The following is a 15,666-nucleotide window of genomic DNA, read 5'->3' on the forward strand; positions in this document are numbered from 1 at the left end:
CCCTTTGACGGTATGTTCAGCCCGCAATGCGGGCGTTGTTACTACATGTCAATATATCGGCTCAGGGTAAGTTGTTACAACATTTTGCTTTTATACCCGTGCGGCGACGGCGGCGGCCTTCTGTGCGATGGCCAACTCCTCGTTGGTAGGCACGACGAGAACCTTCACGGTGGAGTCGTCGGTGGAGATGATGCGTGGACCGTCGTTAGGCAAATCGTTCTTCGCCGGATCGATCTCGATGCCGTAGTGCTTCAGGTTGTCCAGCGAATCCATGCGAACAAACTTATCGTTCTCGCCAACACCGGCGGTGAACGTAATGGCGTCCACGCGGCCAAGCGCGATCATGTAGGAACCGATGAAGCGGCGCAGCTGGTTGAGATACACGTTGTAGGCCAACCAGGCGTTTTCGTCCTCGTTTTCGATCATGGCGCGCAGTTCGCGGAAGTCGTTCACGCCCGACAGGCCCTTGACGCCGGATTGGCGGTTGAGGAGGTTGTCGATCTCGTCGATAGTCATGCCACTTTGACGCACCAGGTGGAAGATGATGCCCGGGTCGATATCGCCGGAGCGGGTACCCATGACCAGGCCGGCCAGCGGCGTCATGCCCATGGAGGTGTCGATCGGGTGGCCGTTGGCAACCGCGGAAGCGGAAGCGCCGTTGCCCAGGTGGAGCACGATCTGACGGGTGTGCGCCGGGTCGCGGCCGATGAGTTCCGGCACCTGGGAGGACACGAACTCGTGTGAGGTGCCGTGGAAGCCGTAGCGGCGGATCAGGTTGCGCTCGGAGACCTCAGCGTTGATGGCGTACAGCGCGGCGGCCGGGGGCAGGTCGCGGAAGAAGCCGGTGTCGAACACGGCGACGTGCGGGATGTCCGGCAGCAACTCGCGGGCGACCTCGATGCCGTCGATATTGGCCGGGTTGTGCAGCGGCGCCAGCGGGATGAGGTCCCGGATCATGTCCACGACCGGGTCCAGAATCAGTTCCGGCTCGGAGAACACCATGCCGCCGTGGACAACACGGTGGCCTGCGGCGACGATGTCGAGTTGGGTCGGGCCGACGCCTTTGGCGTCGAGAAGTTTGAACGTCTCCTGCAAACCGGACGCGTGAGAGGGCACGGCCTTTTGCACGACGTGCTTCTGGCCGTCGTACTTGATGGTGATGCGGCCCTGGGGCTCACCGATCTGCTCGACAAGACCCGAGACGAACGGGTCCGCCGACGCGTCGGAGGTCGGGTCGACGATCTGGAACTTGATCGAGGACGAGCCGGAGTTGATAACCAGTACGTAAGACATTTACTTCGCCCCTGCCTGAATCGCGGTAATAGCTACGGTGTTCACGATATCTGGCACGGTGGCGCCGCGGGACAAATCGTTGACCGGTTTATTCAGACCCTGCAGCACCGGGCCGACGGCGAGGGCGCCTGCGGTGCGCTGGGCGATCTTGTAGCCCGCGTTGCCGGCCTCCAGGTCGGGGAAGATGAACACGTTGGCCTGGCCCGCTACCGGGGAGTCGGGGGCCTTCTTTGCGCCCACCCCCGGGTCGCAGGCGGCGTCGAACTGCAGCGGGCCGTCGATGGCAACGTCCGGGGCGAGTTCCTTCGCCTTCGCGGTGGCCTCAACGGCGCGCTCCACGTCCGGGCCCGCACCGGAGGAGCCGGTGGAGTACGACAGGATGGCCACCTTCGGATCAATGCCGAACTGGGCGGCGGTCTTGGCGGACACGGCGGCGATCTCGCCGATCTGCTCGGCGGTCGGGTTCGGGTTCACGGCGCAATCGCCGAACGCCCAGAGGCGGTCCTGCATGACCATGAGGAAGATCGAGGAGACCACGGATGCACCCGGGGCGGTTTTGATGATCTGGAACGAAGGCTTAATCGTGTGCGCGGTGGTGTGCGCGGCACCGGAGACCATGCCGTCTGCCAGGCACTTGTGCACCATCATGGTGCCAAAGTAGGAGACGTCCTTCATGGTCTCGCGGGCCTCTTCGAGCGTCACACCCTTCTTCTTGCGCAGCTCCGCAAAGTCGGCGGCGAACTCCTCAAGCAGATCGGATTCGAGGTGGTTGAGCAGGTTCGCGCCGCTTAGGTCCAGGCCGAGGCCGGTGGCGCGGCGGTTCATGTCGGCGACATCGCCAAGAATCGTGATCTGTGCAATCCCCTGGCGCAGCAGCTGATCCGCCGCCTGCAGAATGCGGTCGTCCTCGCCCTCCGGCAGCACCACGTGCGAGCCGGCGGCCTTGGCCTGCTCCAGCAGCTGATGCTCGAACACGATCGGGCTCATGACCGGCTTGGCGTCGACTGCAGCGGGCTGGAAGGTCTCCACATCGCCACCGCTAATCGACGACACCACAACCGCCCCGAACTCCTCCACGCGGCGCTTGGCCAGGGGTGCGGTGGTGTCGTCGCTAGTAATGAGCACCACGGGCACCCCGAGAGCTGCGGCGAGCTCGCCGTCAAAGTTGTAGTCACCAGTGCCCTGGATCAGTTTCGCGTCGCCGAAGAGTGCGCCGGAGTTGAAGATCTCCGCCACGCTGTCGCCTTCGGCGCGCACCAGTTCGAGGCCGAGACGGCCGGCGAGCTGTTGCAGATCCACACCCTCGAAGGTGCGGTTTGCAAGGGTTACAAGCAGGGTCTGGGACATTGTCTCACCTTTCGTTGTGGGGCAAACAGTGCATAGTTTACCGACACTGCCGACACGGCGAGACACTATATGGTGTGACCTACATCTTCTTCATGGCGCGTGCTGCGTCGTCGGTACGCACACGCGCCTCCGCGGCCGAATCCGCGGTGGAAAGAATCAACACATCCGGGCCGAACATGCGCACTGTGGTCTCCTCCACCTCCATCGCGGCGGCGATAGCCCCCAACGAGGGGGTTACGCCCGGCAGGAAGCGCACGGCACCGGGGCTGACCAGCGTCGAATCGATGGGCAACTCCTGCGTCGCACGCGCCTGCAGATCAAACTGATTGACGCGCTGCGTGGCAAGCGTGACCAACCCATCACGGCTCGGGCGTGGGGTGACTTGGGAGAAGTAGACATCGTCGCCAGAGACAAACAGCTCAATGGAGTACACGCCGCAACTTGCAAGCCCACCCATGATGCGCGCGGCAATCGAGCGCGCGTTGTCCATCGCGGCCTCCGGCATCGGCGCAGGCTGCCACGCCTCCACCAGTTTGCCCTCGCGGTGGCGGGTGCCAATCGGCTCGCAGAACCACGTAGCCAACTCGCCCGTGTTCGGGTCGATGGAGCGCGCCGCGAGGATCGTGGCCTCGAAATCAAAGTCGATGTAGCGCTCCACCACCACACCGTCGCCCTCGCCTTCCGAGGCGATACTCCAGGCCTCCGCAAGGTCGGCGTTGCTGTGCACCGTGGAAAATCCCTGCCCGTCGCGGGATGTCGGCGACTTCACCACACACGGAAACCCGAGGCGCTCCACCGCGTCCTGCATTTCCTGCGGCGTGGTCACAAACTCACAATCCAGCGTGGGCAAACCCAGTTCCTCGCTCGCCTGGGTGCGCACCGCCATGCGGTCCGCAGTACGGCGGCATGCGCTTGTCGACGGCGCCACCGCCGCCCCGGCAGCCTCCGCCGCCACCTCAACCTCTTCGAGCGTGTCCGGCGAATCCCCCGTGGTCACAATGATGTCCGGGTGGAACTGATCAGCCAGCGACACAGCACCAATCTGAGTCTCAAACCCGAGGCGCTGGTAAGCCTGCTCAAGCTCGCGGGCCATCGGCGACGTGCCAAGGATCAGCGCGCGACGCTGTGCAGAAGATGGAACAGTCATAACGCCAGATTGTCCCACACTTATATGTCGCGCAGGTAGCCGAGAAACGCGAGTGAAGAGCTGGCTGCAAAGTCAGTCGTCGACCGGTCCGAACTCTTGGAGTTCAAAAGATCGGAGTTTTTCCAAAGCATCATCCTGCTCCTTCACCAGGGCTCGCCTGAGAGCAAGAATGTCACCTCGGTTAAACCGAGTGTGCGTGCCGACTTTAAAACTGTCGACCTTACCCTCCTTAGCCCACTTCATCAGAGTTGGCCGAGATACACCGAGGATTTCCGCTGCTGACGTACTAGTGAGCTCCGCAGGCATTCGCATGATTGCGACCTCACCGTTTTCAATTATGGATTGCAGCGCGGCAAGCACAGTCTTCTGGACATCCTTCGGCAGATCAACCTCGTCACCGTCCGGACCATGGATTGCAATGTCTGCCCCATCCGGGATCTGCAGCGCCCCGAAAGACGCCGTCTCCTCGGCAGTGAGAACTATGGAGTTCGACGGCGAAAGTGCGGTAGCCATTTGAGCCTCCTTTTGAGTATGCACTGCACAATATCGCCTTTCACTTATAAGTGCAATGCAGCTAGTTCGCTCCAGGCGAACTCGAGACAAAACGCCGTTGCCCCGCCCACCGGGTTGGTGAGCGGGGCAACGGCGTTTCGAGGAAGGTGCCTTCAAAGAAGGCGTGTGGCTACCGAATTAGTTCTTCGGTTCTGCCTTCTGCGTCGTAGCAGGTGCCTTCTCCTCCTTGGAAGAGCCGGCGTAGGTCTTGCCGGAAGAACCCTTCAGTTCCAGGTCCTTCACGGAAGAGCCACCACCTGGGGTGCAGTTGTCGTAGATGATCGTGCCGGCGAGGATGCCAGCGGCGATCAGTGCCAGACCACCTGCAACCGTTGCGAGGTCAGTGCCGTACTGGCCCAGCTTCGCGTTAATTGCGTCCACCTGGGTAGCCAGCTGCGGGTTGAAGATGCCCAGCTGCTGCTGGATCTGGGTGTTGGCGTTCTGGATCTGTGCGTTCGCCTGAGCAGCAAAGTCGGACAGACCCGGGATCTCCAACTGGGTAGCCAGACCGATCGGCAGGAGCGCGATCAGCGGCAGACCGAAGCCGACGGAGGTAGCGACACACTTGGCGGTGTCGATACCGACGGTTGCGGTCGTATCGTTACCTGCCTCATCGATGACCGTGATCTTGTCACCCGGCTTCAGCTCGATACCAGCCGGAACGTCGACCTTCCAGTTGCCGTCCTTATCGGTGATCGCCTCCTCCTTGGTGCCATCCGGGAAGGTCACAGTGATCTTCGAGTTCGGACGATCGTCCTTACCAGTGATCTCGCGATCACCAGGCTTCACCGGATCCACAGTCGGCGCAGTGGTATCCGTGTTATCGCCCTTGTCGACGTCTGCTGGGTTGGTGCCCTTCTCGATCTCATTCTTGTTCGAGATGCCGTCACCGTCGAAGTCGCCGTTCGGATCCAGCAGGGACTTACCGTCCTTACCAACCAGATCGAAGCCAGCGGTTGCAGAGTTCGTCGAACCATCGTTGTAGGTGAAATCAACATCTACCGACGGAAGAACGTACGGAGTGAAGATCTCCTTGAACTTCTCCCAGCTGCTATCGATGTTCGGCAGCTCAGAGTTGATCTTCTCCTCGACCTCCTTGTAGTCAGGAGCCGTTGCCTCAACAACACCGTCGGTCTTGCCAGTCTTGAAGGTCCAACCCTCAGAACCAGCAGACGGCTTACCCTTTGCTTCCTTCACAGGAACATCGGTCTTGCCCTCAAACGGATCAGACTTCTCAGTCTTGCCAGCCTCAACGTTCTTACGATCGCCGTAGTTCGGGACGTTCTTCGCGGCGTCGGACTTCGGGTCAACAATGTTGATGTCGATCTCGCCAACCTTGTTGCCGTCCTTGTCCTTGACAACAACGGTCGCATCCTGCGGCTTGGTGCCCTCCGGCACCGTCACCTTGATCTCACCAGTGTTCGGATCAACCTCAACCTTGGCATCCTTGATCGGGTTGCCATCCTTATCCAGGACGTCACCCGTCATATCCTCAGTCGGGTTCTTGACCTTGTCATCCAAAGTCTTCGGCTCACCATTAGCCGGAACCTCATCAACCTCGGTACCAGTCTCAATCGACGGAGCCGGAGTCTCGTCCTTCGGCTCGGTGATCTTGATGTCGATCGGGTTATCAACCGGGTTGCCATCCTTGTCCTTGACAACAACGGTCGCATCCTGCGGATCAGTACCCTTCGGCACCGTCACCTTGATCTCACCAGTATTCGGATCAATCTCAACCTTGGCATCCTTGATCGGGTTGCCATCCTTATCCAGGACGTCACCCGTCATATCCTCAGTCGGGTTCTTGACCTTGTCATCCAAAGTCTTCGGCTCACCATTAGCCGGAACCTCATCAACCTCGGTACCAGTCTCAATCGACGGAGCCGGAGCATCCGGCTGTTCGACAGTCACCGGAACATCAACAGTGTCGGTGGTGCCATCCGGGTAGGTCACAACAACCGGGACCGTGATCTTGTCACCCGGCTTGGCATCCTCAGGGATGGTTACCTTGATCTCACCGGTGTTCTCATCGATGGTCACACCGTCCGGGACGTTCTCACCCGGGGTGAACTTGGTGCCCTCAGGAGCCTTAGTGTCCTTGCCGTCCTTGTCTTTAAAGACAGGCTTGTCCACCGTGACGTCCTCACCAGGCTTGCCGGAGCCATCCTGGTCGTACTTAGGCTCGTAGACGTATGCGTCGTTGCCGACCTCCGGATCACGCGGGTTCTTATCCTCAGAATCCGGGATACCGTCATTATCGTCATCCTCGTCGGTGACATCCGGCTCACCGTCACCGTCGGTGTCGAGCTGGAACTTCGCAGTCGCATCGTCAACAGTGCCGTCCGGGTAGGTCACCTTCACCGGAACATCGAATTCCTCCGGAGCAACCGGCTTGCCGTCTTCGCCCAGCTCCTTGATCTTCTCCGGATCAGCCTTCACCGTAACGGCACCGGTTTCCGGATCAACCGTCACGGTGTAGCCCTCAGGACCAGTCCAGTCGCTGCCATCTTCGTTCTTCAACTCGAACTTGGACTTAGCCGGAACGTTCTCGAACGGCTCACCGTTCTTAGTGAACTTCGGCTTCGACTCCGCATCCGTACCCGGAACAACCAACGTGGTGTCATAGGACGGCTCGAAGACATCGTTGTACTTCTTCGTCGGGTGGAACGTCACATCCGTAACATCAACCGAACCATGGGCATAGGTCACACGCACAGGAACAACAACCGGATCCTCGCCATCCTTCGGCAAGTAGTTCTCCGGAATAGTCACCACACCGGTAGCCGGATCAATCGCAAACCCCTCCGGAACACCGATCTTCTGCTCCATCACCGGAATCGGATTACCCGCATCATCCAGCACCTGCTTTTCCTGCAGATTGCCTTCATCATCAAGCACCGGATCGCCGTTCTCATCGACTACCGGCTCAGTTGCGAACTGTGGGCTGCCATCTGCATTACGTGCCTGTTCCTCGATCGGATCACCGTTTTCATCCCTCAACGGCATACGGAACTTCGGCGCAAACTCGTACTTCTCGCCCTCAACCGAATCGGTGACATCGTTTTCCTTATCAACCTTGACGCCATCACGATCTTCCTTGAAGAACTTCGGCGGCAGAGACTGGTAACCATCGGTTTCCGGATCCTCATCCCAGTGCACATCACCGTAACGCGGATCAACCTCAGCAGCCTGATCAGCCGTCACAGAGAACGAATCAGCAGCAATCGGATTCGGGCCAGCATAGAACCATGCGGTAAACGTATCGCCGTCCTTAGCCGACTTCGGCACCGTCAAAGACGCATTCGCTTCATCACCGCACTGCTCAATCTGCGTGCCAACATCCGGATCACGCGGATCAACACCCTCGATCGGCTCGCCGGTTGCTGGGTCAACTACCTTGCCGGCAGCATTCGTCCACACAATACGGTTTGCCGTACCCGGCAACGCACCATCAATAGCCAACTTGGCTACATCCTCACGGTGCGCCAGGTTGTTCATATTGTCGAAATTCACTACATGCAGCGCGAGATTATTCGCCTCCGGCGAGCCCGTCACCGCAAAGTTCATGCTCGCGACAGCGCCGGAAAGCCTGTTCGGCGTCGGGAATGCAACCCAGTTCGACGCCTGGCGCGAGAAGTTGAACTTAAACTCCATCGGCGCACCAACCGAGTGCGTCTGGACTACGGTGCCAGAAGCATCCTCAACCCACGCATAGTAACCACGGTTCTTCGCGACCTCATCATAGTCGCCCTTCAGGTCGAGGGCGTACTGGCCAGTCTCATCCGTGGTCGCAACCCAGGTCTTGCGCAGCCACTCAGGGTGCTCCTTAACCAAATCCGCAACAGCACCAGGACGAACGAACATGTCCTGCTCATGCGCATTTGCCAAACCGGTAATGCCCTCTTCAGTCAACGTGGTGAAGTACACCTTGTAACCGACGGCAGGCGTATCCTTCGAAGTCGAAGCGGGAGTCTTGAAGGCAGGACCGGTCACGATGTTGGCTTGATCTGCGCCAAGGCCAGTCTCATGCCACACACGGCCAACGATGACCTCATCACCGGTTACGGTGCCAAGATCACGGCCTTCAGCGTTGCGGCCGACGAGCGGGTTCTCCGAGACTTCCTCAGCCATCATGAAGTTCTTGCCAGTCTCAGGATCAATCGGCAAGTACCCCATCCAAATGTGGGCACGCTGGTAGTTCGTGCCCACAAGCGGGAACGTACCGTGCTTTGCTGGGAACGCCGATTGCCACTGACCGGTCGTCAAACCCGGTGCCGTACGCATCGGGTACATCAACAGACCAGAACGCTTTTCAACCTGTGGCTCCGCCCAGATGCGAATCAGCTGACTGGACACAGCACGGAACTGGTGGAAGTTACCATTCGAATCGGTAAACCCATCACGCAGATCAAAGGCAAAACGTCCCTGACGAGTACCTACCTTGTGGGTTTGGGTCTCATACACCGGAGACACGGTGCCGTCTTCATCCATCCACTGCATGAACACACGGGTGCCGTCCTCAACGAAGCGACCTGTGCCAGGAGTAATCGTGCCGTAGCCACCGACACCAACGAAGCCAGACACAGTGTGCTTCGCATTGGTGAAGTCAGTCACCGAGGTGGTGTAGCCATTTGCAATCGCGTCAACAACCTCAGCACCTTCAGTGTTAACCAGCTGGGTGTTGTAGCGCGCCATCGGATCATTTGGATCCAGACCACACTTCGCTGTGTGTCCATCAACCGTATTCACCTCAGATCCAGTTTCAGCAGCAAACGCGACCGGCTGAGCGAACGGAGCGACGAGCGCAAACGAAAGCGCTGCTGCAGCCACAGACGTGCCGCGACGGCGACCAATGTGACGTTTATTCATTAACTTCCCTCCAAAAAGGATTAGCGTCAAAGGTTCACGACCCTGACGAGCAAACAAAACGCACCTACTAACAGGGCCTACGAACACCACCGTAGAGAACCTGACAGGAGGCGGCAATACTCCCCCAAGTTTCCCAGCAGCTGTTCACACCCTGAGGGAAGTTATTGACATTCGCCATTAAAAGCGCTGGCCAGTACTGTTATACCACCGTAAAACACAGTCTGTGAAATAGCTAAGTCGCCGCCCAAAACGCGAGCCGTAGGTCAATATGCACCTGTCCAGCACAATCACTAATAGTGCAGACCACTTACGAAGAAGGGCCAATTCACGCACGCTTCACCTGAATAACGGTTATGAATTTTATTGCCACCCCATAGCGGGGGTAATGAGTGACGTTTTAATGGTCACGTGTAAAGACGGCGAAAACGTAAAAACGCCTGTGATGGGAAGAATCCACCACAGGCGTCGAGCCGGAGAGACAGCCGGCCCCCGAAGCCGTGAGTCTAGAACGGCAACTTGAACTGCTCGCCGTTCTTGAACCACCAGCCGAACAGAGCGGTGAGGGCGCCAAGGATTACCAAGGCGGCGCCGGCGATCGCGCCGCCGTTCGCGGAGGAGCCATCAGACGGCTCCCCTGCCGAATCCGAAGGGTTCGCGGTCTCCACCGGACCGCGGGTCTGGGTCACCGGGGCGGGCGCCGGCTTCGGCGTCGGCGTGACCGTGACGGTCTCCTTCGGGGTAGGCGCAGGCGACGGCGCCGAGGTGGTCGGGGCCGGCGGCTGCACGACCGGGCGCAGCACCTGCTCGACCTTCTTCTGCTCCTCCTTGTTCACCTTCGCGGACGGGAGGTCCTTAAGCACCGTTTCGGCTTCCTGCTTGGTCAGGTCGAGGACGGGGACGCGGAAGGTCTCGTCGAACACGGTCTCGCCGTTCTGGTTCTTCACCGACAGCTCGACAGGCGTGTTCGGGCCCTTCACCCCGGCGAGGTCCTGCATCGGGATGGCGAGGTCGCCAGCGTAGTTGTCCTTATCCGCGATGCCAGCCAGGGCAATGTCCTTGCGTGCGGACTTGCCGTTGCCCCAACGGGCTTCCACGGTGAAGGCGTGGGCATCGATGCCCTTGTTTTCCACGCGGACGTTCACGGCGTTGTTGGGGTGGTGGAGAACGATGCCGTTGTGGGCGTCGTCGATAAGCAATGCCCCTGCTTTGAGATTGTTATCGGCAGCAGCAAGCACCGCGAGCTCGTAGACAGTCAGGTCCTCCTCCGCCAACTGATCGTGCTCATGCGTGACGCCAATGATGCCGTCAGCCTTGCCGATGTAGTTGGAACGCAACACCAGATTCTTCCAGTCCGCGGGGATGGTGGACTGGCCAACGAAGCAGAACTGATCCTTCAGGCCCTCCGGGCACTTGTCGTAGAAATTCTTGCCCGAGTTCAGCGCGTAGCCGTCCGCCTTCGTCTCCTCGGTGGAAATGCTGCCATGGTCAAGCCAGCAGACCCAGGCCCGTGGTGTTGCGGTAATCGCGCCCCACCACAACACCTGCTTTGCAAAGCTGATCACCCCGCCCACCGATTGGTGAGCGGGGCGATCGTTAGCGCTTATCTTCAGCCTACGAGAGGCTCAAGACTTAAGGCTTTGCCGGAGTAGTCGTCGGCTTCTCCTCCTTGGAGGAACCAGCGTAGGTCTTGCCGGAAGAACCCTTGAGTTCGAGGTCCTTCACGGAAGAGCCACCACCGTTCGGGGAGCAGTTGTCGTAGATGATCGTGCCGGCGAGGATGCCAGCGGCGATCAGAGCCAGACCACCTGCAACCGTTGCGAGGTCAGTGCCGTACTGGCCCAGCTTCGCGTTAATTGCGTCCACCTGGGTAGCCAGCTGCGGGTTGAAGATGCCCAGCTGCTGCTGGATCTGGGTGTTGGCGTTCTGGATCTGTGCGTTCGCCTGAGCAGCAAAGTCGGACAGACCCGGGATCTCCAACTGGGTAGCCAGACCGATCGGCAGGAGCGCGATCAGCGGCAGACCGAAGCCGACGGAGGTAGCGACACACTTGGCGGTGTCGATACCGACGGTTGCCTCAGTGCTGTTCTTGTCGCCGTCTTCAACGATGACCTTCTGACCAGGCTTCAGGTCGACGTCAGACGGAACCTCGATCTTCCACTTGCCGTCCTTATCGGTCGTGGTCTCAACGACCTTACCGTTCGGGAGCGTGACCTTAATGTCCTCGCCCGGACGGTCGCCGGTGCCGGTGATGGTCTTATCGCCCGGCTTGATCGGGTTGACCTTCGGCGCGGTCTCGTCCTTGGTCTTGTCGCCCTCGTCGACGCCAGCCGGGTTGGTGCCACCCTCGATCTCTTCACGGTTCGTCTTACCGTCACCGTCGAAGTCGCCTTCCGGAAGCAGCAGGGACTTGCCGTCCTTACCAACCAGATCGAAGCCAGCGGTTGCAGAGTTCATCGAACCATCGTTGTAGGTGAAGTCAACCTCTACCGACGGAAGAACGTACGGAGTGAAGATCTCCTTGAACTTCTCCCAGCTGCTATCGATGTTCGGCAGCTCAGACTCGATCTTCTTTTCGACCTCGTCGTAGCCAGGAGCCGTTGCCTTAACAACACCGGTATTCGGGACGGTGATGAAGTCCCAATCGCCGGAGCCAACAGACGGCTTACCCTTTGCTTCCTTCACAGGAACATCGGTCTTACCCTCAAACGGATCAGACTTCTCAGTCTTGCCAGCCTCGACGTTCTTACGATCACCGTAGTTCGGGACGTTCTTCGCAGCGTCCTTCTTCGGCTCGGTGATCTTGATGTCGATCGGGTTATCAACCGGGTTGCCATCCTTGTCCTTGACGACAACCTTGCCATCCTGCGGCTCGGTACCCTTCGGCACCGTCACCTTGATCTCACCAGTGTTCGGATCAATCTCAACCTTGGCATCCTTGATCGGGTTGCCGTCCTTATCCAGGACGTCACCCGTCATATCCTCAGTCGGGTTCTTGACCTTGTCATCCAAAGTCTTCGGCTCACCATTAGCCGGAACCTCATCAACCTCGGTACCAGTCTCAATCGACGGAGCCGGAGTCTCATCCTTCGGCTGCTTAACAGTAACCGGAACATCAACCGGGTCCTTCGAACCATCCGGGTAGGTCACAACAACCGGGACGGTGATCTTGTCGCCCGGCTTCGCGTCCTCTGGAACCTTGACGGTGATCTCACCAGTGTTCGGATCAACGGTTACAGCATCCTCTGGAAGCGGCTTCTCGTTGCCATCCTTATCGGTGTACTTCGGAGTCTCCCCCGGAGCAAACGTCGTACCCTCAGGCTTCTCGGCGTCCTTACCGTCCTTGTCATTAAACGTCGGAGCCTCAACCTTGACGTTCTCGCCAGGAGTACCCGACGCATCCTCATACTTCGGCTCAAGCGTCTTGGACTGATCCGGAACATTCGGGTTCTTGTCTTCCGTGTCCGGAATGCCGTCGTTGTCGTCGTCCTCATCGTCGATATCCGGGATACCATCATTATCGGTATCGAGGTAGACAACAGCCTCAGCGATATCCTCGAGCGCACCGTCCGTGTAGGTTACCTTCACCGGAATCGTCAACGACTCAGCCGGCACGTTCACCTGGTTGCCGTCCTTATCCAGGGTCGGCTTCTTCGGGGTTACCTTCACATCACCCGTGGCCGAATCAACGTCAACGGTGTAGCCTGCTTCTTCAGCTGCCTTCCTCGCTGCATCGTCGATCGAGAACTTCGCAACGTCCTTAGCCGGTGCCTGTTCCTTCTTCTCGGTGGCCGGGTCGTCGAAGTCAACCTTGATGGTGGTCTCTTCACCAGCCGGGGTGACATAACCCTTCGGCTTCTTCTCATCCTTCGGCTGGTACTCACCCGGGTAGTTCGGGGTGTACTCAGGGACTACCTTAACCTTGGCGTAGACGGTCTCAGCGGAACCATCCGGGTAGTGCACAACAACCGGAATCTCATAGTCACCAACCGGAGCATCCGCCTTCGGCTTCACCATGATCTCACCAGTATTCGGATCAATCTGGTAGGTGCCAGGGAAACCAGCCGGATCACCATTGGCATCGACAACCGGCTTGCCATCCTTGAGCACCGGGAAGTTCGGATCCTTATTCGGACCAAACGTCGAACCCTCAGGAAGATCCTTATCATCCTCATTCTTCGGCGCCGGAACCTTTACCTCGCTACCCTGCGGGGCAACCGAATCCTCATACTTCGGAGCGTTTTCATTAGCATCCAACTCCGGATCATTCTTACGCACCGCAAACGAATCGGCAGCAATCTCATTGCGACCATCGCCCTCACCGGTGACCAACACCGCACGAACGATATCGCCATCCTTGAGCCCATATGCCTCATCGTTGAAATCAAGCGTCTGGCAATCACCCAAATTCGACAGGTTATCAACCGGGCACTCCTTGAGCACACGATTGCCCTGACGCCACTCCAACTTCGTCGGCAACAACGTCAAACGACCCTTAGCCTCAAGACGAGCAGGCTCAGTATCCGTACCCTTCGTCGCCGGCATATCCGTCACATTGTAGTTGACAATGTCAAACTGATCAATGTCATACTGCGGCAAAATACCGAACGAGTAATTACGGTGATTACGCGGAACAGCGTTCATCGTCGGATCCGACGCAGCATGACGCGGCGCCATCTGACCCGTCGAATCAGCATTCATAAACTGCGGCAACAGCCACGGCGAATACGCCACAACCTCATTGCCATCCTCATCCAACACCGTCATCCAAATGTTATCGGTGGTAGCAACATTGTTCGTCAACGCATTCTTCGGCAACTGCATCGAGTAGTTACCAAACTCATCCACCGTGGTGTAATACGTCGCATCAATCGCGTCCGGATTCGCCTTAATCCACTCAATGGACTTCTCGTTACGCTGATCCTCCGGAACCTTACCCACCGCATCCTGGTAGTCGCGGTAGCCTTCCTGCGTCAGCTGCGACAACACAACCTGGTACCCCTTCGCCGGGTAATCCGCACCATCAACATTGCGGTGCACACCAGTTTGCGTATTGCCACGATCACCAGCACCGGTCTCATACCACACAGAACCAGAAATCGTATCCGTTACACCCACATACACAGACGGATCGTATATACCACCACGCGACTCAAGCACCGTCGGAGTATCTTCACCATCAATGTAGACATCCGCTTGCTTCCACTCATCACGCGGACGCGTAAACGCCTCAGTCAACCCCGCATGCTTCGGCGCCATAAAGAAAGCCGTGTAGTGCATATTCTTGCCCAGCAAAGCAAACGCACCATTTTGACGGGTCTCACCGGTCGACCAGAACGAACCTGGGAACAACCCACCAGCCTGACGGAACGGCGAATACGTCACACCATTGCGCTCATACTCATCGATCCACAAACGGTAGTACTGTGAAGCGCTCGCACCCCACGCACGGAACTCATGCTTCGTACCATTGGCATCAAACCACGGCTCACGCAGATCAAACGCATAAAAACCAGGACCGCCAGAATCATCACCGGTGCTAAAACCATCAGTAGTCTCAGTGACATACACCGGCGAAACAGCACCATCGCTATCGATCCACTGCATGTAGACCTTCGTGCCCGTCGGCACCGGCTGCTGGCTGTTCTGGAACGGGGCATAGGTGCCCTTATTGGTCACCTCAAGCGCACGGCCAGTCAACACAGACTCGGCATTCGTGGTATCAACCGTCGTTTTGATGTACCCATTCGCTACAGCATCAGCCTCAATGACCTGCTGGCCGTCACGCGACGGGAATAGATCCTCAACAACCTCACCCTTATCCTGTTCTTCAACAGGCTGATCACCCGGCTGTTCAGCAGGATTCGGATCAGCAGGTGCTGCATCAGCAGCAGGCTTATCCTCCTGCGCAAACGCTACCGGCTGCGCCAACGGCGCAACCAACGCAAACGACAACGCAGCCGCAGCAACCGACGTGCCACGACGACGAGCAATGTAATTCTTCTTCACCGAAAATTCCTTCCTCGAAAATGACAATTTCGGTTAGACAAGCCCTGCCTGTTGTGACGCTTTTCGGACACATGCCATACAGGGCCGACATAGGCAAGGGTAAAGAAGTTGACAACAGCCCGCAATGATCATTACGTCTGCCCACAACCGCGTAGAAGATTTCTCAGGTTCTTCCAACCCGGCAGTGTCTTTTTTCATTTTTCACTGGACCGCGTTTCTCCACGTCAGCAGAAATAGTTAATATGTCAAAATAGATACATCTTGAAAACTTGCACTTTCGAGATTCACCTCCAACCGCTGCAAATGTCTATCTGCCCTGCGTTTTTGGGTGACGATTTCCGCCCAGGCACGGTACTTGGCCTCCCAATCCTCTAACACCGAGAAGATCCGTGAAAAACGGGGTGAAGGTGAGATTTTCTTAGAAAAGCAGAAGTGCCTACTTTAGGGGGTGA

7 protein-coding genes are annotated in these 15,666 nt (G+C 58.1%); all 7 read right to left on the reverse strand.

Annotated features, from left to right (window positions below; genetic code table 11):
- Positions 1–90: 90 nt before the first annotated feature.
- Complete coding sequence (locus CCOY_RS10560) at positions 91–1,293, reverse strand: acetate kinase (protein WP_070451088.1); 1,203 nt, start codon at positions 1,291–1,293, stop codon at positions 91–93.
- The gene (gene pta / locus CCOY_RS10565) at positions 1,294–2,640 is read right to left on the reverse strand and encodes a phosphate acetyltransferase (protein WP_092100726.1); all 1,347 of its coding nucleotides are present in this window, start codon (positions 2,638–2,640) and stop codon (positions 1,294–1,296) included.
- Positions 2,641–2,719: 79 nt separating this feature from the next.
- Positions 2,720–3,787, reverse strand: coding sequence for an ATP-grasp domain-containing protein (locus CCOY_RS10570; protein WP_070614370.1), 1,068 nt, complete (start codon positions 3,785–3,787; stop codon positions 2,720–2,722).
- Positions 3,788–3,859: 72 nt separating this feature from the next.
- The gene (locus CCOY_RS10575) at positions 3,860–4,300 is read right to left on the reverse strand and encodes a helix-turn-helix domain-containing protein (protein ID WP_092100088.1); all 441 of its coding nucleotides are present in this window, start codon (positions 4,298–4,300) and stop codon (positions 3,860–3,862) included.
- A 177-nt stretch (positions 4,301–4,477) separates the two neighbouring features.
- Positions 4,478–9,208, reverse strand: coding sequence for a YPDG domain-containing protein (locus CCOY_RS10580; RefSeq protein ID WP_290180900.1), 4,731 nt, complete (start codon positions 9,206–9,208; stop codon positions 4,478–4,480).
- Between the two features lie 503 nt (positions 9,209–9,711).
- Positions 9,712–10,770 (reverse strand): hypothetical protein, encoded by a 1,059-nt coding sequence (locus tag CCOY_RS10585; protein ID WP_143028427.1) that lies wholly within the window; start codon positions 10,768–10,770, stop codon positions 9,712–9,714.
- A 67-nt stretch (positions 10,771–10,837) separates the two neighbouring features.
- Entirely contained in the window at positions 10,838–15,214 is a 4,377-nt protein-coding gene (locus CCOY_RS10590) for a YPDG domain-containing protein (protein ID WP_290180902.1), read from the reverse strand.
- Positions 15,215–15,666: the final 452 nt, after the last annotated feature.

This window comes from Corynebacterium coyleae (genome assembly GCF_030408635.1).
In the GTDB taxonomy this organism is placed as follows: domain Bacteria; phylum Actinomycetota; class Actinomycetes; order Mycobacteriales; family Mycobacteriaceae; genus Corynebacterium; species Corynebacterium coyleae.